The organism is Flagellimonas sp. L-11 (assembly GCF_056857735.1).
In genome coordinates, this window is record NZ_JBSXNR010000050.1 from 1 (window position 1) to 19,192 (window position 19,192).

23 protein-coding genes are annotated in these 19,192 nt (G+C 42.4%); 4 read left to right on the forward strand and 19 right to left on the reverse strand.

What is annotated here, in order from left to right; genetic code table 11:
- The 4 genes from AC13CC_RS07595 to AC13CC_RS07610 form a co-directional block, all read right to left on the reverse strand.
- On the reverse strand, window positions 1–180 hold a 180-nt coding region (locus AC13CC_RS07595; RefSeq protein ID WP_482878249.1), incomplete at its 3' end, for a hypothetical protein.
- Window positions 181–373: 193 nt separating this feature from the next.
- Window positions 374–2,125, reverse strand: coding sequence for an aromatic amino acid hydroxylase (locus AC13CC_RS07600; RefSeq protein WP_482876872.1), 1,752 nt, complete (start codon window positions 2,123–2,125; stop codon window positions 374–376).
- Window positions 2,126–2,339: 214 nt separating this feature from the next.
- The gene (locus AC13CC_RS07605) at window positions 2,340–2,915 is read right to left on the reverse strand and encodes a DUF4136 domain-containing protein (RefSeq protein ID WP_326279303.1); all 576 of its coding nucleotides are present in this window, start codon (window positions 2,913–2,915) and stop codon (window positions 2,340–2,342) included.
- Between the two features lie 60 nt (window positions 2,916–2,975).
- Window positions 2,976–3,137 carry a C1orf53 family protein gene (locus AC13CC_RS07610; RefSeq protein WP_482876871.1) on the reverse strand — a complete coding sequence of 54 codons (162 nt, stop codon included), beginning with the start codon at window positions 3,135–3,137 and terminating at the stop codon, window positions 2,976–2,978.
- A gap of 255 nt (window positions 3,138–3,392) precedes the next feature.
- Here AC13CC_RS07610 and AC13CC_RS07615 point away from each other — a divergent pair, with 255 nt between their 5' ends.
- The gene (locus tag AC13CC_RS07615) at window positions 3,393–3,722 is read left to right on the forward strand and encodes a hypothetical protein (RefSeq protein WP_482876870.1); all 330 of its coding nucleotides are present in this window, start codon (window positions 3,393–3,395) and stop codon (window positions 3,720–3,722) included.
- 34 nt (window positions 3,723–3,756) lie between these two features.
- On the opposite strand, the gene AC13CC_RS07620 is transcribed toward AC13CC_RS07615, so the two are convergent.
- Both AC13CC_RS07620 and AC13CC_RS07625 read right to left on the reverse strand, forming a co-directional pair.
- Window positions 3,757–4,056 (reverse strand): type II toxin-antitoxin system RelE/ParE family toxin, encoded by a 300-nt coding sequence (locus AC13CC_RS07620; protein ID WP_326279308.1) that lies wholly within the window; start codon window positions 4,054–4,056, stop codon window positions 3,757–3,759.
- Entirely contained in the window at window positions 4,053–4,364 is a 312-nt protein-coding gene (locus AC13CC_RS07625) for a hypothetical protein (protein WP_482876869.1), read from the reverse strand. Before AC13CC_RS07625 ends, AC13CC_RS07620 begins: the two co-directional genes overlap by 4 nt.
- A 104-nt stretch (window positions 4,365–4,468) precedes the next feature.
- Between AC13CC_RS07625 and AC13CC_RS07630 the strand changes: the two genes are divergently transcribed.
- The 3 genes from AC13CC_RS07630 (at window position 4,469) to hemL (ending at window position 8,005) form a co-directional block, all read left to right on the forward strand.
- A complete protein-coding gene (locus AC13CC_RS07630; protein ID WP_482876867.1) occupies window positions 4,469–5,374 on the forward strand; it encodes a 1-aminocyclopropane-1-carboxylate deaminase/D-cysteine desulfhydrase in 906 nt (301 codons plus the stop codon).
- Window positions 5,371–6,216, forward strand: coding sequence for a glucosaminidase domain-containing protein (locus AC13CC_RS07635; protein ID WP_482876865.1), 846 nt, complete (start codon window positions 5,371–5,373; stop codon window positions 6,214–6,216). Before AC13CC_RS07630 ends, AC13CC_RS07635 begins: the two co-directional genes overlap by 4 nt.
- A 511-nt stretch (window positions 6,217–6,727) precedes the next feature.
- Window positions 6,728–8,005, forward strand: a complete 1,278-nt coding sequence (gene hemL, locus AC13CC_RS07640; RefSeq protein WP_482876864.1) for a glutamate-1-semialdehyde 2,1-aminomutase — start codon at window positions 6,728–6,730, stop codon at window positions 8,003–8,005.
- A 96-nt stretch (window positions 8,006–8,101) separates the two neighbouring features.
- On the opposite strand, the gene AC13CC_RS07645 is transcribed toward hemL, so the two are convergent.
- The 13 genes from AC13CC_RS07645 to AC13CC_RS07705 all read right to left on the reverse strand — a co-directional run bounded on the left by AC13CC_RS07645 (window position 8,102) and on the right by AC13CC_RS07705 (window position 19,156).
- Window positions 8,102–8,449 carry a hypothetical protein gene (locus tag AC13CC_RS07645; RefSeq protein ID WP_482876863.1) on the reverse strand — a complete coding sequence of 116 codons (348 nt, stop codon included), beginning with the start codon at window positions 8,447–8,449 and terminating at the stop codon, window positions 8,102–8,104.
- Between the two features lie 52 nt (window positions 8,450–8,501).
- Complete coding sequence (locus tag AC13CC_RS07650) at window positions 8,502–8,651, reverse strand: hypothetical protein (RefSeq protein WP_474998433.1); 150 nt, start codon at window positions 8,649–8,651, stop codon at window positions 8,502–8,504.
- A 786-nt stretch (window positions 8,652–9,437) separates the two neighbouring features.
- A complete protein-coding gene (locus AC13CC_RS07655; protein WP_482876862.1) occupies window positions 9,438–9,848 on the reverse strand; it encodes a helix-turn-helix domain-containing protein in 411 nt (136 codons plus the stop codon).
- A 159-nt stretch (window positions 9,849–10,007) separates the two neighbouring features.
- Window positions 10,008–10,475, reverse strand: a complete 468-nt coding sequence (locus AC13CC_RS07660; RefSeq protein ID WP_482876860.1) for a hypothetical protein — start codon at window positions 10,473–10,475, stop codon at window positions 10,008–10,010.
- Between the two features lie 176 nt (window positions 10,476–10,651).
- A complete protein-coding gene (locus AC13CC_RS07665; protein WP_482876858.1) occupies window positions 10,652–10,945 on the reverse strand; it encodes a type II toxin-antitoxin system RelE/ParE family toxin in 294 nt (97 codons plus the stop codon).
- A complete protein-coding gene (locus AC13CC_RS07670; protein ID WP_482876857.1) occupies window positions 10,936–11,184 on the reverse strand; it encodes a hypothetical protein in 249 nt (82 codons plus the stop codon). Before AC13CC_RS07670 ends, AC13CC_RS07665 begins: the two co-directional genes overlap by 10 nt.
- A 48-nt stretch (window positions 11,185–11,232) precedes the next feature.
- Entirely contained in the window at window positions 11,233–11,886 is a 654-nt protein-coding gene (locus AC13CC_RS07675; protein ID WP_482876856.1) for a tyrosine-type recombinase/integrase, read from the reverse strand.
- Window positions 11,887–12,011: 125 nt separating this feature from the next.
- Window positions 12,012–13,550, reverse strand: a complete 1,539-nt coding sequence (locus AC13CC_RS07680) for an AsmA family protein (protein ID WP_482876855.1) — start codon at window positions 13,548–13,550, stop codon at window positions 12,012–12,014.
- 47 nt (window positions 13,551–13,597) lie between these two features.
- Window positions 13,598–13,990 carry an arsenate reductase family protein gene (locus AC13CC_RS07685; RefSeq protein WP_482876854.1) on the reverse strand — a complete coding sequence of 131 codons (393 nt, stop codon included), beginning with the start codon at window positions 13,988–13,990 and terminating at the stop codon, window positions 13,598–13,600.
- A gap of 293 nt (window positions 13,991–14,283) precedes the next feature.
- A complete protein-coding gene (locus tag AC13CC_RS07690; RefSeq protein WP_482876852.1) occupies window positions 14,284–15,009 on the reverse strand; it encodes a DUF3307 domain-containing protein in 726 nt (241 codons plus the stop codon).
- Complete coding sequence (locus AC13CC_RS07695; RefSeq protein ID WP_482876850.1) at window positions 15,006–15,605, reverse strand: transcriptional regulator; 600 nt, start codon at window positions 15,603–15,605, stop codon at window positions 15,006–15,008. The genes AC13CC_RS07690 and AC13CC_RS07695 overlap by 4 nt, the downstream gene beginning before the upstream one ends.
- Before the next feature lie 694 nt (window positions 15,606–16,299).
- A complete protein-coding gene (locus AC13CC_RS07700) occupies window positions 16,300–16,494 on the reverse strand; it encodes a hypothetical protein (RefSeq protein ID WP_293169372.1) in 195 nt (64 codons plus the stop codon).
- 160 nt (window positions 16,495–16,654) lie between these two features.
- Complete coding sequence (locus AC13CC_RS07705) at window positions 16,655–19,156, reverse strand: zinc-dependent metalloprotease (RefSeq protein WP_482876848.1); 2,502 nt, start codon at window positions 19,154–19,156, stop codon at window positions 16,655–16,657.
- Window positions 19,157–19,192 lie beyond the last annotated feature (36 nt).

The window sequence follows — 19,192 nt, forward strand, 5'->3', positions numbered from 1 at the left end:
AGGGCCCTTTTTGGATTCCTTGAGCCCAAAGGATCTCACCAGGTCATCCCAGGGAACCCCCCGATAGATCTTCCCCAGATCGCTCCTAAGGAAGCGATCGTAAAAGATGTCAAATTGTTCTGTTTGGGAAGAAAAAGAAAAGGTGTGCTGAAAATCGGATATTCTTCGTAATTTGTGCATACTTGAAGATTAAAAAAACCCCGTTTTTCGAGCTAGAGACTCATTTTCGGGGTTTTGTCATACCTAAATATACGAATTAATTATCTGATAATCAAATAATTACACTACTTCTGAACGTGCCTTTTTACCCTGTTAAAAAAGGAGAAGTGCCACAACTGAAACCTAGTGCCGAAAATGTGGAAAAATTAGGATTCTAGTTTACCAAGGCCGTATCCACCAGTTGGAGACCGTCATCAATTAAATGGCCTACCTTGGGATTGTCCAGTTTAATGTTTTCCAAGTGTTCCAAAATCTCTTGCTGATACTCTTGATTGTTGTCCTGTTTGGCCAGTTCGTACAATTCTACGGGCAGTAACCAATCTTTTGGATGTTCTTTTTTAAGGGCTTGAAAGACCTTGTTTCGTGAAATCGTGGTGTTTTTTCCTTCCCTAAAATGCCTGATTTGTTCATAATACCGCTCCAATTGCAACCTTTTTTCGTCTTTTTTGGATTTTATGGTGCTTTCTGTAATCTGATGGCTGGTTAGGTCGAAACTATTAAGGTCTGCGGGACCATTATACGCTGATACAATGTGTTGGCCAACAGCCATGTGATACAATCCCCATTCAGGTTGGAATAAGATTTTATTGTTGTGGGTAACCGTGCAATTTTCAAAAGTGATAAGAATGATTTTACCCATTAAGTTTCGGGTGCCCGTTACTATGGTTCCTTCCACTTTGATGTCCCCTTCGAACTCCAAGGCGATTTGTTCCCCCTCATAAATTTTATAGGCTTTAAGATCGCGTGGCCCCATGTCTTCAATGGCAATGTTGATGCCTTTCAACTTTCCGATAGGTGAACCAAAACCATCGGCATGGTGAGCAATACTGTGCCCGACCAACTCTTTTTCACGATAGGCAAGGGCCGTGCCGCCCTTGGTTTGTATATAGATAGGTTTCCCGTCGTTTTCAATTACATTGTTGAATTCCCCGGAGATTTGTAGCCCTGTGCTCAATTCGATGGTACCGAGCGCTTTGGAACCAATCAACTTTTTGATGCCTGAAAGTCCTCCCCTTCGCACGGCCATGGTATTGGCAAAATCTTCCAAAACCTGACTTAAAAAAGCAAAATCGGGTGTCACAAAAAGCTGTGGTTGTGGTTTGGTGATATCAAACTCGGTGCGGGCTGCTTCAATGGAGTATGGAATCTTTTTCACTTTGTCCGTCATGCACCACGTACTTTCACCAATGGACGAAAGTAGCCCTGCTCCATAAATTTTTGGGTTGTCCACCGTGCCGATCAAACCATATTCCACGGTCCACCAATGTAGGTTTCGTATTAGGGCCATTTCACTGGGTTCCCCCATATTTTCTTGTAGTTGCTCAATATGCTTTTCGGCTTCTTCTATTTCACTTTGCGGGGTGCCATGTGCTTCTTTTATTATGGAAAGATGTCGCACCGCATTGTAAAGTTCATAATCCTTGGCGCTGGAAATGGCCTTGCAGCCAATCTCACCAAAACGGCGTAAATATTCTGCGTATTCTGGATTGGCGATAATGGGAGCGTGTCCAGCACCTTCGTGAATAATATCTGGTGCAGGGGTATATTCTATATTTTCAAGCTGTCGAATATCCGAAGCGATTACGAGTACATTGTAGGCTTGGAACTCCATAAAGGCAGAAGGTGGGATAAAACCATCCACCGCAACGGCAGCCCAACCAATTTCCTTGAGGATTCTGTTCATGCCGTACATATTGGGGATATGATTTATGGAAATCCCCGTTTTTTTCAATCCATCCACGTAGGAGTTGTGGGCCACTTTACTCAAATAATCCACGTTTTTGCGCATCACGTAGCGCCAAACCGCTTGGTCAATGGCCGTGTACGCTTCATAATTTTGTGGTTTTATGAATTGTTTGAGGTGCTTAGGTAGTTTGTCCAGTATAGGATTGGATTCGTAGCTCATGAGTCAATCATTTGTGCGACTTAAAGATATGAAATAGAGCGTGGATTTTCTCTTAAGGAAAGTTAAGGGAAATAAAAAAGAAGTTGTCTGAATGGGTTTTTATTGTCAATTCGAGCGTAGTCAGTCGAGAATTTATGGCGTTGATGCCTTAAAAAGGTTTCGACTGCGCTCAACCTGACATTGTTTAATTCATTCAGACAATCTCTTGTAGGATTTAGTTGGAGGCCACTGTCATTTGCGGCGGGTACTCTTCCAAAATCTGCGAAACAAATTCTTTGATGCGTTGTTCTTTCTTTTCAATGTTTTTGGTATTGTTCAGTGTACCTACGCCACGACCTTGCCATACCAGTTCTTTTTTATTGGCATCGATCAGGTCGATGTACAAAGAACCTTCGGTACGGGTACTGACATTGTTGCCATAGCCTCCCCAGCCCCAGCCCCAACCGGGACCCCAGGCCCATGGGCTATAGAATCCGCCCCAGCCCCAACCGAAGTTGTTGTAGACGTCCACACGTTCGCGCTCTTTGGTAAAAATGCTGATCAATACATCGGGGTTGTCGGATTTTACAAATCCACGAGAACCCATTTCAGCCTCAATGGCCCTTAAAATTCTTTTCTTGTCCAAATCCGAAATTTGGGCTTTATCTATACCAGTTTTGTAAAAAGCATAGCTTTTATAGGTGTTAAAGTCAGCTTTTTGGTCGTAATCGGAAACCACCCGTACGGAAGTACAGGAGGTCAACAAACCAAAGGAAAAGACAATCAGTGCAAAACGTTTTAAACTTTTCATAGTACTTTTTTTAATTTCTTGAGATACAATTAAATAATCCACAAATATTATGCCGAATACCTAATTTTGGGTGTTTGTTTTGGCATTATATCCATAGGGACAATGGCGGCAACCACTTTCGCAACAATAACCACGTTTTAGGTGGTATTTTTCGGTAAACACCCTATACCCTTGTTTCGAAACGTAATAATCACCCTCTTCCAAGGGAATATGCTCTTTCATGTGGTTTGCGCCATTTTACTCGATAATCGAGATTTAAACCTAACTTCCATCAGGCAAGTTGCCCCGATTCCTCGTGGGGTTGCCCCGAGGTAATTTACTATATAAATTTACGGTTTTCGCGGGAATAGAACGAAGGTTTTAAGACTTTCAAAATAAGGTTATTCACCGAAAATGTTGATGGATTTCTCCTAACTACCCAATTTTGAGCACTTTTTGCAGTTATATTTGTTAGACTAACCAAAGGAATGGGATCAAGTGATACTAGTCTTTAAACATTTCTTCTATAAAAATTATGTGGGGCTCTCACTATGGCCTTTCATTATCCTAAAGGAAAATGCTCTAATGGCCGATGAGGTGCTTATCAACCACGAACGTATCCACTTAAAGCAACAGCAAGAACTGCTCATATTGCCGTTCTATTTGCTCTATGTTTCGGAGTGGTTGTTTAGGACCGTCCTTTATTTGGATAGTTACCGCGCATACCAAAACATCAGTTTTGAACGTGAGGCCTATGCCAACGAAAAGGATATGCAATATCTATCCAACCGCAAAACCTTTGGTTTTCTAAATTATTTGACGAGATAATATTCCTTGCTAAATATGGTTGGTTGCCCAGTGGTTAACTGAGAAGCTTTTCAATTTTATCAGGGTTTTGGAAATTGCCCCAAAAATACTCCACCTCGATCAGTTCATCCAAAACCCTATAAAACATTGTGGTGTGTTTGGTAATGTGGGCCTCACGGCTTGCTCCGTTATATTGGGAAACTTTGAACATTTCTGGATTGTCCTTTATTTTTTTGATGGTATCTTCTATCAGGTCAATAAAGGCCAAAGCTTCTTTTTGGGTACAGACTTCCATAAGGTAGTCCAATATGTCGTTAAAGGATTTTTTTGTCTCAAAGGTCCAGATTACTTTCACCGGGAAACTCTTTTTCTGGCATCGGCTATAACGGATTTGTGTTCCAAAACACGACCTGCGGCACTGTCCTCACGGCTGCGCTCCAAAGCTTGTTTAATTTCCATGGTCTTGACATCCTCTGGAAAAAGAAGCGTGCTCAATTTGACCATTTCGGAAACGCTGAAACTACGTTTTCTCAGTTTGTTGTAGAAAGTCGCCCTGGAAACACCAAGCTCCTTGATAATATGTTCTTTCTTGAACTTACTTTTCTCAATATATGTGTTGAGGTTTTCTAGCAAGTTTTTATAATTTAAAACAATGTCCAGCATTTTGACCTATATTTGTCTTTAAAAACAATACAAATATATTAAGATTTTTTGTATATAAAACAATCATTTTTTAGACTTAGGAACAATTTGCCTAAATAAACAATTTGATTACCCCTAATCAACATATAGATTTGACGCTGCTCCGAGAAAAGGGAGTTACCCTCAACATCAAAAGGGAAGATACCATCCATCCCTTAATTTCGGGCAATAAATACCGTAAACTCAAATACAACCTGCTTGAAGCCGAAAAAAGAGGTAAAGATACCCTGCTCACCTTTGGTGGAGCTTTTTCCAACCATATTGCGGCCACAGCCTATGCGGGACATGAACAAGGGCTAAAAACCATTGGTGTGATTAGGGGCGAAGAATTGGAAAACAAGTGGCAGGACAATCCAACCCTAAAATTGGCCCACGAACATGGAATGAAGTTCCATTTTATATCCCGAAATCATTATCGTCTCAAAAGTGAAGCATCATTTATTCAAGATTTAAAAGAGCGGTTTGGAGATTTTTACCTGTTGCCCGAAGGTGGAAGCAATGCTTTGGCGGTAAAAGGATGTGCAGAAATCTTAACGCAGCATGATGCAAAATTTGATTACATCTGTAGTGCGTCGGGTACAGGAGGCACTGTGGCAGGTCTCATCAACGCATCCCAAGGGCATCAAACAGTTTTGGGGTTTCCCGCGTTAAAGGGGAATTTTTTGATCGAGGAGATTCGTACATTTGCCGATAATAATCGTTGGAGACTCGTAACTGATTATCATTTTGGGGGCTATGCCAAGATGGATAGCGATTTGGTCGGGTTCATTAACCAATTTAGGAAGGAAACTGGGGTTCCCTTGGATCCTATTTACACGGGAAAAATGCTTTTTGGTATTTTTGACCTTGTAAAAAGGGATGTTTTTCCACCAGAAACCCAAATCTTGGCCATCCATACAGGGGGATTGCAAGGAATAAAAGGTATGAACCAAATACTGAAGAAGAAAAATTTACCGTTATTGGAGGTATGATCAGGCGAATAATATATGTATTGATTGCGGCACTTTTGCTCTCTAGTTGTGGTGCCAAAAAAAGAAGGTCAACCCAAAGAAAGGGTACGCCCGTTGTGGTGAACAGCGAAAGACCAGCCACCAGCACTAAGGATTTAGAGGCCGAAGAGGTTCGGGATCTGTATCCCATGCCCGAAGATAGGGGGCGTTTTGAGCGTTTTCCCATTTCGGACACCCAAGACTATATCGAAACCTTTGCCGAAATCGCCCAGTACGAAATGCGTGCCTTTGGCATTCCCGCCAGTATTACCCTGGCCCAGGGTATTTTGGAAAGCGGCTCTGGTAGAGGCGAACTTACGCTAAAGACCAACAATCATTTTGGGATCAAATGCCACACTGGTTGGCAGGGCGAATTTGATTTTCATGATGATGATGCCAAGGGGGAATGTTTCCGCAAGTACAACCACCCGATGTACTCCTTCCGCGATCACAGTATTTTTCTGTCCACGCGTTCACGCTATGCGTTTTTGTTCAACTACAAACGGGACGATTATAAAAAATGGGCGCATGGACTTCGACAGGCGGGGTATGCAACCGACCGCAGGTACCCACAAAAGTTAATTTCCATAATAGAGAACTACAATCTTTATGAATACGATGAAGCGGTATTGGAAAACGGTTTGCCCATAGTGCGCGAACCCAGACAATACGAAATATTTACCCATACCGTAAAAAGGGGCGACACCTTGTATGCCATTTCCAAACGCTACGATATTTCCGTAGATGAGCTTCGCCGCCTCAATAATTTAAATGATAACATTATTTCCGTAGGGCAGGTGCTCAACATTCGGGTGACGCAGTAATTGTACCCTGAGCGGAGTCGAAGGGTATAGCATTTAACATATAATGAGGTGCGGAATCCACAGGTGGTTGAATGGATTCCCGTTTTCACGGGAATGACATTGGATGTTCAACAAAATGTTCTTGACTGACTACTAATTAGTCTCACTCTTTTCTAAATGTCATTCCGCACGGATGCTGAGCGGAGGCGAAACGCGATGCGGAATCCAGTTGGTTGTACAATGGATTCCTGCTTTCGCAGGAATGACAAGCAATGAAAACAGATTCCTGCCAAAGTTTATACAGTGCATAGCCTTAGTGCAGGAATGACAAAATTGACTTCCAAGAACGAATGATCCTCATTACCTTTGCGGCACGAATGTCATTCCGCACGGATGCTGAGCGGAGCCGAAGCACGATGCGGAATCCAGCTGGTTGTACAATGGATTCCTGCTTTCGCAGGAATGACATTGGGTACTAGACAATAATTGATTAAATAGATTCCCGTTTTCACGGGAATGACATAGCATACTTATGATCTACCAACGAAGCAGTGCCTTGTTTGCAGAGGCCAAAAAGTATATCCCCGGAGGGGTAAATTCACCTGTACGAGCGTTTAAAGCGGTAGGGGGCGACCCTATTTTTATCAAGGAGGCCAAAGGCGCCTACCTGTACGATGAAGATGGCAACCAACTTATCGACTACATCGCTTCCTGGGGACCCCTTATTTTGGGTCACGCATACGAGCCGGTAATCAATGCGGTAATCGACAAGGCTAAAAAAGGAACATCCTTTGGAACACCCACCGAAATTGAGACAGAACTCGCCAAATTGGCGGTTTCCATGGTGCCGAACATTGATAAAATCCGTTTTGTGAACAGCGGTACCGAAGCCTGTATGAGTGCGGTGCGCCTCGCGCGCGGGTACGCGGGCAAGGAAAAGATCATCAAATTTGCAGGTTGCTACCACGGTCATTCCGACTCTTTTTTGATACAAGCGGGGAGTGGTGCCGTTACTTTTGGTAGCCCCAACAGCCCCGGCGTAACGCAGGGCACGGCCAAGGACACACTACTGGCTGATTATAACGATTTGAAAGGAGTGAAAGCCTTGGTGGAGGCCAACAAAGGCGAAATTGCCGCCATTATTTTGGAACCCGTAGCTGGGAACATGGGTTGCATTATCCCCAAAGATGAATTTATTAAGGGCCTACGCGACATTTGCACCCACGAGGGCATTTTGTTGTTGTTTGATGAGGTAATGACGGGTTTTCGCCTCGGAAAAGGAGGAGCGCAGGAAACCTTGGGCATTGATGCCGATATTGTGATGTTCGGAAAGGTAATCGGCGGCGGATTGCCCGTAGGGGCATTTGCAGCCCGAGCCGAGATTATGGCACATTTGGCCCCCGAAGGACCGGTGTACCAAGCGGGCACCTTGAGCGGCAACCCTTTGGCCATGAGTGCCGGACTGGCCATGCTCACTGCTTTGAACAACCAGCCTGAAATTTTTACCAGCTTGGCCGAAAAAACGGAGTATCTGCACAAGGGTATTGCCATGGTACTGACCAAAAAAGGGGTGCCACACCAGATTAACCGATATGGCAGTATGATCTCCGTACACTTTACGGACGAACCGGTGGTGGATTTTGCCAGCTCGGCAAAGGGCAACAACGATACCTTTAAGAAATATTTCCACGGGATGTTGGAGAACGGGGTGTACTTACCGCCCTCTGCTTTTGAAAGCTACTTTTTAAACGACGCCCTCAGCTATGCTGATTTGGACAGGACGATTGAGGCGGTGGGGAAAGTGTTTTAATTCGTTATTTCGAAGAAGCTAAGAGACTGAAAAACCTATGTTTTTATGACTTTCATTATCGTTGGAAAGTACTTGGCAGTTGCTAATATATAATAGTTAGTAATATTCAAATAACCACACGAAGTCTCCATTTTCATTGCTAGCAATCAGTTCAGTAGGATAGTTTGAGTCATCACTGGTATATTTATAATTTTGACGATCAATGACATTTGGTGTGGTGCCATATTCCGTATAAATATCAATATCGGTTAAATTTAAAAAATGATAATTACTTTGATTTAGTTTTTCATAGGCTACAAAAAATGGGTTGATCATTTCAAGATGGTAGGTATAATTGTTTTCTCGATTTTCTAATCTTTCACTGTCTCTTAAAACTTCTTTTATAATGTTTCCTTTTTGGTCATACCCTATGCAAAAAACCAGTGATGGGCCGTGTTTTTCCACTCCCTCGGTACCGTAAAGATGTAAAAGAACGTACCGTGAAGATAATATATCCTCACTTTAAAAGCCAAGCTTTCAACAGTTCCTTTATCGCCTCGAAGACTATCATCGGTTCTATCCTGAACACGGTGATCAATACCACCGCGATGATCAGCGATTGCCACCAGTTGGGCAACCTCAGTTTGATGGTGTTCGTTTTTTTCATAATCCCTTTAATATAAATAGTGGCCTTTTCCCCAAAAGCATAAAAAATTTTCAGTTTTGTGGATTTAAGCTACGACCATTGCCTCCCGTTTAAAAGGACAATGCCGTGAGGCAAGGTATCCATTGGGTTTCTACCAAAAAAGGACATCATGTTTGCCCGTTCCCGTGCAAGTAACAATTTCGGTTTCTAAAGACTCTTATATTGGGATTGCCACTTTCAATAGCTTCAACATTTTTTGGTTCTTGGCAAGTAAGGGATTTGTTTTGGACAGGATACGCCATTGGGCAATCCATATCGGTAGTTGCAGTAATTTTATGATGGTGCATCACAATGGCCGAACAGAGTGAGCGGGGTTTTTGTTAGCAAAAACACAACTTGCTAAATGCTTTTCCGAAGTAGGTTCCCAAAGCTATCTTTACATAATGCGGTCTTATGGTAGCATTCATTTAAATTTCTGTACCATAAGCACACTATGCAAAATAGCCAGCTACGGCCATCGCCCGCATCGGAACCACCAAAGGCACTTCGTAGGTTTGTTCCGGTAAGATTGGGACGGTGGGTGCTTGGTCGGTCCGATGGACGTATGCGCCCTTTCCCGATGTCGGCGGACCGGTTTCCCACGGGGTACGTTTTTAAAGATGGCTAACTTCGGGGGTCCTGGCGCAAAGACGTTCGCCAGCTTTAAAAATGATAGGCCAAGCGGCGATTGAGCGTCACGCCCGGGTATTAAAAAAGGAGCAAAAAGCTCCCATAATAAAAATCGGCAAGGTTAAGATTACCGGCCTTTCATCCTTTTAGCAGCTTCTCCAAGTAGGCGATTTTATCTTGCTCGGATTTTAAAAGACGCTCGTAGAGCTTTTTGTTTTCTTCATAAGCCTTTAATAGCTCGTCCAATGGGTTAAAAGTACAATGATGATTATTCAAAGGGCCGTGATTGACACTGTTGTCATTGAAGTTGTTGATATTGTTGAATATCATTTCCTCACTAAAATTTTCAATGCCCTCTTTGGTAACGCCCAATATTTTGGCTATTTGTTCCAACCTTTCTTCCTCGATGGTCTCGCTCTGTTCCAAGTTGGAGACAGATTGCTGACTGATGCCCAGCTCCTCCGCAAGCGATTCTTGTTTCATTCCCCGTAGTTCCCTTATCCGGCTTATTTTTCTTCCTATATGATTGTTCTTTGTTACTGTTTCCATATCTCAAATATATGATTTTATAGCATTTGTTATATGTAAATGGCTAGGGGCAATTATCCTCTTGCCATACGTCCCCCTTTATTTGTCATGACGCGCGCATATTTTGAATGAGACGTTTTAAAGATTTTCAATGCCAGAGAGCGAGGGTAAGCCACTGGATTATACTTCCAGATTTGCTTCTTTTAGCTTAGTACTGTTGCCCCATAAATCTTTGCGCATTGATTTTACTGTTTTAATGAATTGTCCATTTGTGGGTAACGATATAAAATCACGGACATTTTCAATTACGCCATCGGGTGCGTACAGTAACATTTCGTAATATTCAGCTTTTAATGTCTCTTTGATATTGTCCTTTGAAGTGATGTCGGGATGGGAACCACGAATGAACATGATATTATCAGGTTTTAGATAAACGTTCATAAAAATCATTGCAGATTTGTATCGACGAATCTTGTGCTCAAATTCCGATGCAGATTTCTCGCGTTTTTTATCTAAAACATATTTGATGAATAGCGTGGCGATGGAACCTAGACCAAATGAGATTAACGCAACCAGTATATTTTCAGGCATAACTTGAACTAATTGATTTACTGATACTTTATCCCAAATATAAGGAAGTATGTCCATCGTTTTAGCGTTGGGGTGACGGCTATTTTACATAGCGTTATTATGCGCCATTTTTGGAGGCATAATGCAACGTTATGTAAACATAGCTTGGGCGGTGCGGTGGCAAGCGGAGGGGCAAGGAAGACCGTGCAAGCCGTGAGGTACGAACGGCGGGGGTTCTTTGCCCTGGGGGAGTTCTATGGCAACGGTTTTTGTTTCGTTCCCCTGAAGTTGATGATCTCGATGGTTCTTTTCCTTGGGCGTATGCGGTAGACGATATAATTGTTCTTGTCCACAAGTCCCTTGCGGACGTTCGGGTATTTCCCCGTAGACGGGCAGATCTTGGGATATTTAGAGATACGTTCCATCAGGTCGAGCACTCTTTTTTCCAAGGCAAGTATTTCCTTGGTCGACCATTCTTCCTGAAGATATTCGAGAACGTTGTCAAGCCCTTTTTCGGCCTGTGGTGTCCATACTATTTCTAACGCCATTTATCGAAGCGTTTCATCACTTTGTTGTGCGGTGTGAGCTCCCCTTTGTCGGCTTGGGCGAGACCTGTCTCGATTTCCTTTTTTTCCTCCTCGTCCATATCGTCCCACCAGTCGGTGCCCTCGTCCTCGAACACTTTTTTCACCTTGGCCAACAGGCCTTCTTTCTGCGTCTGTAGGAGCAGGTGCATCAGTTCCAGTTTTGTCGCTTCGATATCCATCACGTTCGGGTTTATGTTCATAACAAAGATAATTTATATTTTATTGCTGTTTTCTTAAACTATTGTTGCTCAACTTATCGGATGGAAGTTCTCCACAATATCGTGCAGGTTTTCCAAGTCGTCCTGAACATATTTTTCCGTTGAGCTTATGTGACGGTGTCCCGCCATGTGCTGTACTTTTCTGAGACTGTGAACCTTTAACCAGTTGATGATGATACTTGTCCGAAGTGACGAACACCCCTTTACTTTTTGGTTGTTCCCTTTCATGGCCTTCAATATCCTGCTGGCAATGCTGTGCATCTGGTCAATGCTGCCAAAGAACAGTTTCTCCGGATTGCCGCCCTTGTCCCTTTCCGATAGGTAGGGACGGGCTTCCTGCATGTACTGTAAAAGTTCCATCATCTGGCAGGGCTGTAACTTCAAGGTACGTGCATTGCTCCTTCGGGTACTGGGAACATCCACTTTGCCCTTTTTCAACTGTAGGTGCTCTTCCTGCATATGGTGCAGTTCCATAACGGTGACACCTTGGAAGACCATAAGCCCGATCACTGTTTTGTCCCTCAATTTGCTTGCCCTAAAAAAAGTATCATGATGCTCCGTTCCATAACTGTAATACAGGTCTTCCAGTTTCTCTTCGTCCAGTATATCACCAATCGCCTTGGTACGGGTTCCCCTTTTGGTAATAGGTATATTCTTTGATGTTGAAGTCATCAGTACCGTCATCCCCCATTATTTTTATAATTCTACCTTTATCATATTATTGGGATAGTGTCGTTGAAAATGACCTATGCTCTGTTAAAATTTGGCTTGTTTTCCAAACACCAAACACCAAACACCAAACACCAAACTCAATCCCGCTTTTTACCACGTCCCGTCATGGTATCCACCAAGCCTTCTTTTAGGTTGATCCATAAATAATTAAAAAAGGACTTGTCCTGCTTGCGCTCCACCTTAAAATTTCCGTGGCGGAAGCCGTCCTCATCTGTTTTCTCGCCATTTTTGGTAAACAGGTTCACTACGGCGGTCAGTATTTTATTGACACCTAAACCGTCTTTTTTTAGCACGGTAAACTCAAAATCATCGTATTTCATCTTCATATCGCCCTGCGAATCCAGCTCGTTCCCGCTAATGGCAAAAAACATTTGTTGTATGGAGCCCTTTACCTCCGCATTAAGGTTGCTCTTTAAAAAAGGACTGATACTTTCTGACTGAAAATTGGAGAGCGAACCCTGCACCAAAAAATTATTGGCCTTGTTCCGGGGGTCAAAGGACCAATCCAAGGTAAAGGGGCCGTTGCCCATGAGTTTGGCATTGAGATCAACCGTTACATCGCCCTCACCTTTGGTGTGCAAGTTGTATATAGTGGCCTCAATATCCGTAAAGCTCAGGTTTTTGGAATTTATATCGGCTTCCAAACGTTCTTTGTAGGTGATGAGTCCTTTCGAAATTTGGATACTTTCCACCTGAAGGTCCAACTTAAGGTCGCGCAGTGCTTGATTATACAATTTTTTGTGTGTGGTATCATCCGGCAATAATTTATCGCGGTACACATGAAAAACCGGTTCCTGCACTTGCATTTGGCCCAAGTGGAAATAGAGGAGTTCATTTTCCATGCCAAAATCCCAATCTTTTAAGATTAGGTTGTCAATGGTGAGGTCGTAATGATCGTGTTCGAGGGCAAGTCTTTTGGAAAGTTCCGCTTTGCTATACTTACTGCGCAATACCACTTGTTGAAACTGCCCATCATTTGGGTTTAATTGCATTTGTTGAAACTCGATAAATTCCAACGGTCTCAAATCGTAGTGTCCCTTTTGGGTATTGAGCTGATATTCACCATAGGTGAAGGGAATGTTTTGTGTAGATGTCCCTTGGTTAAAGGTGATATCGGAAAGGGTAAATTCAATACCTTGTAGCGTAGCCAAGCTATCCGATGTTTGGCTCAGCATCCTTAAAGTTCCATTTTGAACGCTAAAGTTTTTAATAGTGATGTTTTTGGATGGAATTTTTTCTTTCCCTTTTGATGTGCTGTCCTTTTCCCTTTGATGATAGGTGATATTGGGCGATTCCACAGTAAGGTTGGCAATGGTAATATCGCCATTTTGAAGCAAGGTCAGGTAGTGCAAACCTGAAACCATAACGGATTTTGCTTTAAAATCGAAGCCTTTTTGCGGAGAATTGGCGGACACATCGGTTAAACTAATTTTGCCCAAAAGTACGTTGGTGCTCAAATTTGCATAGCTGAGGTTGAGTTCTTCGGGCACGTTATCGTTTAGTACCGTTTTTATTTTGTTGGTGAAAAATAGTTGAGCTGCCACTCCTGCCAAAATCAATAGTAAAATGATTCCGACCGCAATTTTTACATAGCGTGAAACTTTTGATTGCGGCATAGCTCTTTTAATGGTGTGTTTAAATATGTACGTTTAGGAGTAGAGGGTTAGTCTTTTTCTTCTTCTTTCAAGAAGGACATAACTTTTGAAGGGGTGTCTATTTGAATGACGTTATCTCCATTCACCAGTATAGGTTGGGTTACCACCTTGGGGTTGTTTACCAAAACTTTGAGCCAATCCTCATCGCCTTGGAGGTCGTGTGTTTTACCGTATTCCTTCATAAAATCAGGATGTTCGATATTGATAAGTTTCTTAATGGGCTTGTCCAAGCACTTGGCGAGTTCTGTCCATTGGGTGCCCGTTATTTTGGTCTTCGACAAGTCCACATCCAATATTTTTTTCTCGGAAGCTTTTAAATAAGCCAAGGTTTGCATGCCCACACTGGTCTCTGCATTGTAAAAAAGCTTTATTTCCCGTTTGTTTGTTGATATTACTCCCATATCGTCCTTCATTTAAATACCTTTTACTATAAAAACCCATTGTGCATTTTGAACATAAAACTTAGTTCTAGGCGTCAGTTCGAGTAATTTTGAGAAACGAAAAATCATATCGAGAACTTTTTTAGATAAAAATTCTTTTTCTCGATACAAATTTTACTCATGCTATCGTGAAATCAACTCGAAATGACGAATTTCAATCATAATGCACAATGGATTATAAAATACAATATTTATGATGATAGGGCTTAACCCAATCCATTTTTTTCGTGTCGTAAAAGAAGATATAATGGTAGTTAAAGTTCCCCCTTTATGTATAGATAACACATGCCCGAAAGTATGGCCAGGCCAAAACTTAGAAGGGTGCCGATAAGGACGTATTCCGTTAACTTTCGGTTTTTTCCCTTATTAAGGTCGCCAAAGCGAAACACGGATTTTGCCGTGATCAATAGGCCCATTGCGGCCCATTGCTGCATTAAAATAAAACCAAATACAAAGAGTCGTTCCAGCATACCAATGTAGGCCCCGGCATTTTTAAGGGAGCCACCTCCTCCTGATTCGTCGTCCTTGGCAACTTCATCAATATAAGGGGCCAACAACATCCGCATAACAATACCGGATACATAAGTGACAAAGACCAAAAACGTAATCAATAAAAGTGAACTTTCAGTAAAAAATGCGGTTACATCCAACGAAAAGGGAGATATCCAGTACAACACTCCCCCCAGCACCAAAAGGTGCAGTACTTGGTCTGCCACAAAGAGCCAACGGTAGTTTTTTGGGTTGCTAAGGTGTAGTTTTCCCAAGTCTATTAAATAGTGGGTCGCAACAATAAAAAGGATGGCGCCCACATGTTGAAATTGCAATATGATCAACAACACCAATACGTGTACTCCAATATGAAAGTATAGATATTTGGATTTACCCTTCTTAGCTAATTTATGCGCTACCCAATGTGCAGGTTGGAGGACAAAATCTCCCAAAAAGTGGGCGAGTATCAATTTTAGGGCTAAAATCGTCATAGTTGTGCGAGTTGGGTTTTGTAAAAATGAATCATTTTTTGGACTTCATCAAATCCTGCTTTGTTCAGCTCTTCACTAATGTTCCCTTGAGACTTGTTGAGTATTGATGCCAGTTCTTTTTGATTCAAATTAGGGTTTTCCATGGCAGTTTTTACCGTTTTTGAGATGGCCGGGGTCCAATTGTCCATGGTCAAAAGAGCCAGTTCTAGGAGCAGATTGATGTGTTCGTCGAATACTTTATTGGGTGTTTTTATGGCCAAGTTTAGTTTTTTGAGGTTTTCGAAACATTTACCTGAATGTACAAAAGCACCGCCATTGGACTCCGTTATTTTTCCTGCATCATACGTTTTTTCTCCCAGACCAATTGCGATGCGAACGTCCAATCCGCGTGTTTGCTTAATGCATGCCTTTATGTACACCGATGCCTCCAATGCCCGTTCCGGTGCCATCTGCAGCTGAAAACTGTCTCCCCTGTATATTTCCCATTCCGTGGGCTCTTTGCCATAATGGCCCAGGGCCTGTTTTAGCACGGGCAGCCATTTGGCTGTTTTGTATTCTGTTGAATTTTTGATATCCCCTGTAAGAATGGCAACCATTTTTCTTTTTTTTGAAACAAAATATCTTCTCTTCAACAGATAATTTAAAATATCTGTTAATTGACAGATAATCAAATATATCTGTTTAATAGCAGATAATCAAATATATCTGTAAAAATGCGGATAAAAAAGAAACCGCAACCATGGCGGATGCGGCTTCTTAAATCAACAAAAAACACTATCCTCTTCTCCCTCTCTCCTGCATTTTTTTATTGCCGTGGTGCATAGCCTTTTTGCGATTGTAAGATTTTTTCAAGTCTAGTTATTGGTACTTCTACGGTACAATCTTTTTTTTCTGGTGTTGTCGTTTTACCGACTCAAGGTGTACGTTTTTCTTTGTTCTACCTCTTTATTCTGATATAGGGTCTTTTTCCAAATCAACCTCATGCAGCATGTTTTGTGGTGCCTTGGTAAAATTCAATGTTAAGGCGGTGTGTTCTGTTTGTGATGGGGCTACTTTATTCAGCGCTTAGTTAGGGATAGCCAATAACTTTTTATGTTCGAGCTTTAATGATTTATTCTTTGGACAAAACCGTGTCCAAAGTTTTGGTCATGACAACGTAGTTCGTGAAGCCTTTAATCTCTCATTGAGGGTTTTATTCCCCGACGTTCTAAGTCGAAATGAATTAATCTTTTTTCGTTTGAATACCTCGTGGGCTTGCCCCGTGGTGGTTGATTAATAAATAGGGGGAAGTTATTTGTTTTCTTCTTCCAAATCGTCTTCTATAGACTCATCAGTATAATCGTCGGCATCCTCGAAATGGGTCTCGACGTAAGTTTTTGAATTGAGTTGATCTTGGAAATCGTCGCGCTGATCCATTACATAATATAAGGTAGCTGCTGCCACGAAACAGGAAAAGTAGATTAAGCTTTTTGTTTTGTAGTTCATGATGTGAGATTTGGAATTACTAAAGTAATCAAACCGAATGGGAATCTCAGCGATTTGTTGTGAAACGACCATGTTTGGATGTGTATGGGAAAAAAAACAAGGTGTAGCCGATAAACGAATCAGCTACACCTTTACAATTTGTACTTATCTAAAAAAGTATTTATCTAGTAGGCTCCAATATAAGGTTTATACGTTCCAGGGCATCTTGCAAATGGTATCGGCTCATGGTATCGGGAATCCGGGCAAGGCCGCCCCTAATGTCTCTTTTAAGATTATTGAGCTCGGCACGTGCCACCGAACGAATATCGGATTGGCTTGTATTGATGGGCGTGGATTTTCTATAACCGCCAAAATCAGGCAATTTATCTTGATCATCCGCTGTCATCAAATATTCCAAACGATCAATATGTGCTTTTTGAAGGTTTCTTCTATAAGTATCTATTGTTTTGCCACTTCGGGTCTCGGACCAGATGCCCCTGCGGAGGTCGCGCATCATTTCTACTAAACCATACGCATCATCACCGTTCAAGGTCTCATTTTCTATAATTCGTGCCAATTTGCCCAATTGCAGCATGGTGTTCAAGTAGCGTTCTTGCATGGAACGGATACGCTCCACAGACCCCGAATATTGAATTTTGTTGAAAATATCCTGGTCAATCAACCACTCAGGAGTCTCGAACAACTGTTCCTGCATAAAGGCCATACAATTTTTTTGATGTTCTTTGCTCACATGGGTATAAACGGCACCTTCTTGATCCGCGGTTTTGTGATACTCGTAAACACCTCCAATGTTGTTGGAAACGTGCCCCATGTATCTTTGGAACTGTGCGACCACATGTCCGTACATGGTTTCCAGGTCATCATAGTTTTCACCGTCCTCGGTAGTCCAATCGATTAATTTGGGAACAATACGCTTTAGGTTTTCAATGCCGTACAAACTAGCTTTAATGGCATCGTCCCCTAAATCCTCGGTTTGGGAGCTTGGATCGTGAATGTCGCCCACTTGTTGGTGACCAAAACGGTACATGGGATCTCCGGCATGTTCCAAGATCCAATCGTTTAAAATGGGTTTTTCTTCCTTTGCGGTTTTGTCCAAAATAGGTTTGTATCCCCATTTGATGGCATATTTATCGTAAATGCCGATGTTTGGCATTAAAGCTACACCTTTGTCACCAGGTTGTGCCACATAGTTAAAACGGGCATAGTCCATAATGGATGGAGCCGTACCATATTTTTGGGTGAAACTGGCCGAACGCAAAGAATCTACGGGATAAGCTACACTACTTCCCATGTTGTGTGGCAATCCAAGAGTGTGCCCCACTTCGTGGGATGATACAAAGCGTATCAAGCGGCCCATAATATCCTCTTCGAACTGTGTTTTTTGTGCATCGGGATTAATGGCGGCAGTCTGTACAAAATACCAACCGCGAAGCAAGCTCATTACATTGTGGTACCAGTTAATGTCGGATTCCAAAATTTCACCGCTCCTTGGATCGCTCACGTGCGGACCGTTGGCATTTGGGATAGGGGAGGCCAAATAACGTACCACCGAATATCTAACATCCTCTGGGGACCATTCCGGGTCTTCCTCTGGAGAAGGCGGGTCCTTTGCGATAATGGCGTTTTTAAAGCCTGCTTCCTCAAATGCAACTTGCCAATCCTCAATTCCTTGTTTTATATAGGGCACCCATTCTTTGGGAGTTGCACGGTCCACATAATAAACAATGGGTTTTTTGGGTTCTACCAATTCGCCGGCCTTGAATTTTTCAATGTCCTCATCTTTGACCTCAAGTCTCCAACGATCCAAGTAGGTCACGGTTTTGCTTTCTTGGGCATCCAGTCCGTAATCTACCTGCCCTCTGGCGAACCAACCAACACGTTGATCAAAATAACGACGCTTCATGGGTTCTTTGGGCAATAGGATCATGGAATTGTTGATTTCCAAAGAAATGGAACCCAAGCTGGAATTGCTCGGCGGGTCGCTGGACAAATATGTTTTTACATGGCGTGCCTCAATGTTCAAGGGATAACTTTTGATGGATTCGATATAGCTTCGGTCCCCATCCATACGGGTAACTTTAAATCTTTTTCTGTAACCATCGGGAAAACCAAGGGCTTTTACGTCCTTGGTGAACAAAGGGTCTATTTCTATTACCGTTGCAGGGTTCAAGGAATCTTTTTTGTTGATGGCCTTGATGTCAAAAGAAAAGAGCACGGGCTCAAAGTTGGAGTTGACCACCGCTTCGTGGACAGGCAATGAATCCGCAGCCACATTTTCGTAAGAAGCTACACGCACCAATACTTTTTTGTCCTTTTTTTGCCAACGCAGCACTTGTGTGTTGATTTTTCCCCCACCAAAACCAATTCCTGTGGCCGTTTTGGAGATTCGGCTCACCATGAGCATTTCACGATTGAACAAGGAATCGGGGATTTCGTAATAATGTTTGTCATCTACGGTGTGTACGCTAAAAAGGCCTTTATCCGTTTTTGCACCTTTGGTAATTACCTTGTCATAAGGTTTAATATCGTCCGATTTGGACTTGTCGTCCTTTTTTTGCTCGGTGTCCTTCTTTTTCTTTTTGAAAAGTTGGGCCTCCGTGGTTTGGAGGGTTCCCAGAAGAATAACAACTAAAATTAGTCGAGGTAGTAAATTTTTGATCATTATAGGTTTGTTTGAATAACTAAGAAGATTCAAAGA

Excerpts from the sequence above, each read along its gene's own strand:
- AC13CC_RS07600 (WP_482876872.1), bottom strand. The coding sequence starts at position 2,125 with ATGAGCTACGAATCCAATCCTATACTGGACAAACTACCTAAGCACCTC.
- AC13CC_RS07605 (WP_326279303.1), bottom strand. The coding sequence starts at position 2,915 with ATGAAAAGTTTAAAACGTTTTGCACTGATTGTCTTTTCCTTTGGTTTG.
- AC13CC_RS07610 (WP_482876871.1), bottom strand. The coding sequence starts at position 3,137 with ATGAAAGAGCATATTCCCTTGGAAGAGGGTGATTATTACGTTTCGAAA.
- AC13CC_RS07625 (WP_482876869.1), bottom strand. The coding sequence starts at position 4,364 with ATGCTGGACATTGTTTTAAATTATAAAAACTTGCTAGAAAACCTCAAC.
- AC13CC_RS07635 (WP_482876865.1), top strand. The coding sequence starts at position 5,371 with ATGATCAGGCGAATAATATATGTATTGATTGCGGCACTTTTGCTCTCT.
- hemL (WP_482876864.1), top strand. The coding sequence starts at position 6,728 with ATGATCTACCAACGAAGCAGTGCCTTGTTTGCAGAGGCCAAAAAGTAT.
- AC13CC_RS07650 (WP_474998433.1), bottom strand. The coding sequence starts at position 8,651 with ATGAAAAAAACGAACACCATCAAACTGAGGTTGCCCAACTGGTGGCAA.
- AC13CC_RS07655 (WP_482876862.1), bottom strand. The coding sequence starts at position 9,848 with ATGGAAACAGTAACAAAGAACAATCATATAGGAAGAAAAATAAGCCGG.
- AC13CC_RS07660 (WP_482876860.1), bottom strand. The coding sequence starts at position 10,475 with ATGGACATACTTCCTTATATTTGGGATAAAGTATCAGTAAATCAATTA.
- AC13CC_RS07665 (WP_482876858.1), bottom strand. The coding sequence starts at position 10,945 with ATGGCGTTAGAAATAGTATGGACACCACAGGCCGAAAAAGGGCTTGAC.
- AC13CC_RS07670 (WP_482876857.1), bottom strand. The coding sequence starts at position 11,184 with ATGAACATAAACCCGAACGTGATGGATATCGAAGCGACAAAACTGGAA.
- AC13CC_RS07675 (WP_482876856.1), bottom strand. The coding sequence starts at position 11,886 with ATGACGGTACTGATGACTTCAACATCAAAGAATATACCTATTACCAAA.
- AC13CC_RS07680 (WP_482876855.1), bottom strand. The coding sequence starts at position 13,550 with ATGCCGCAATCAAAAGTTTCACGCTATGTAAAAATTGCGGTCGGAATC.
- AC13CC_RS07685 (WP_482876854.1), bottom strand. The coding sequence starts at position 13,990 with ATGGGAGTAATATCAACAAACAAACGGGAAATAAAGCTTTTTTACAAT.
- AC13CC_RS07690 (WP_482876852.1), bottom strand. The coding sequence starts at position 15,009 with ATGACGATTTTAGCCCTAAAATTGATACTCGCCCACTTTTTGGGAGAT.
- AC13CC_RS07695 (WP_482876850.1), bottom strand. The coding sequence starts at position 15,605 with ATGGTTGCCATTCTTACAGGGGATATCAAAAATTCAACAGAATACAAA.
- AC13CC_RS07700 (WP_293169372.1), bottom strand. The coding sequence starts at position 16,494 with ATGAACTACAAAACAAAAAGCTTAATCTACTTTTCCTGTTTCGTGGCA.
- AC13CC_RS07705 (WP_482876848.1), bottom strand. The coding sequence starts at position 19,156 with ATGATCAAAAATTTACTACCTCGACTAATTTTAGTTGTTATTCTTCTG.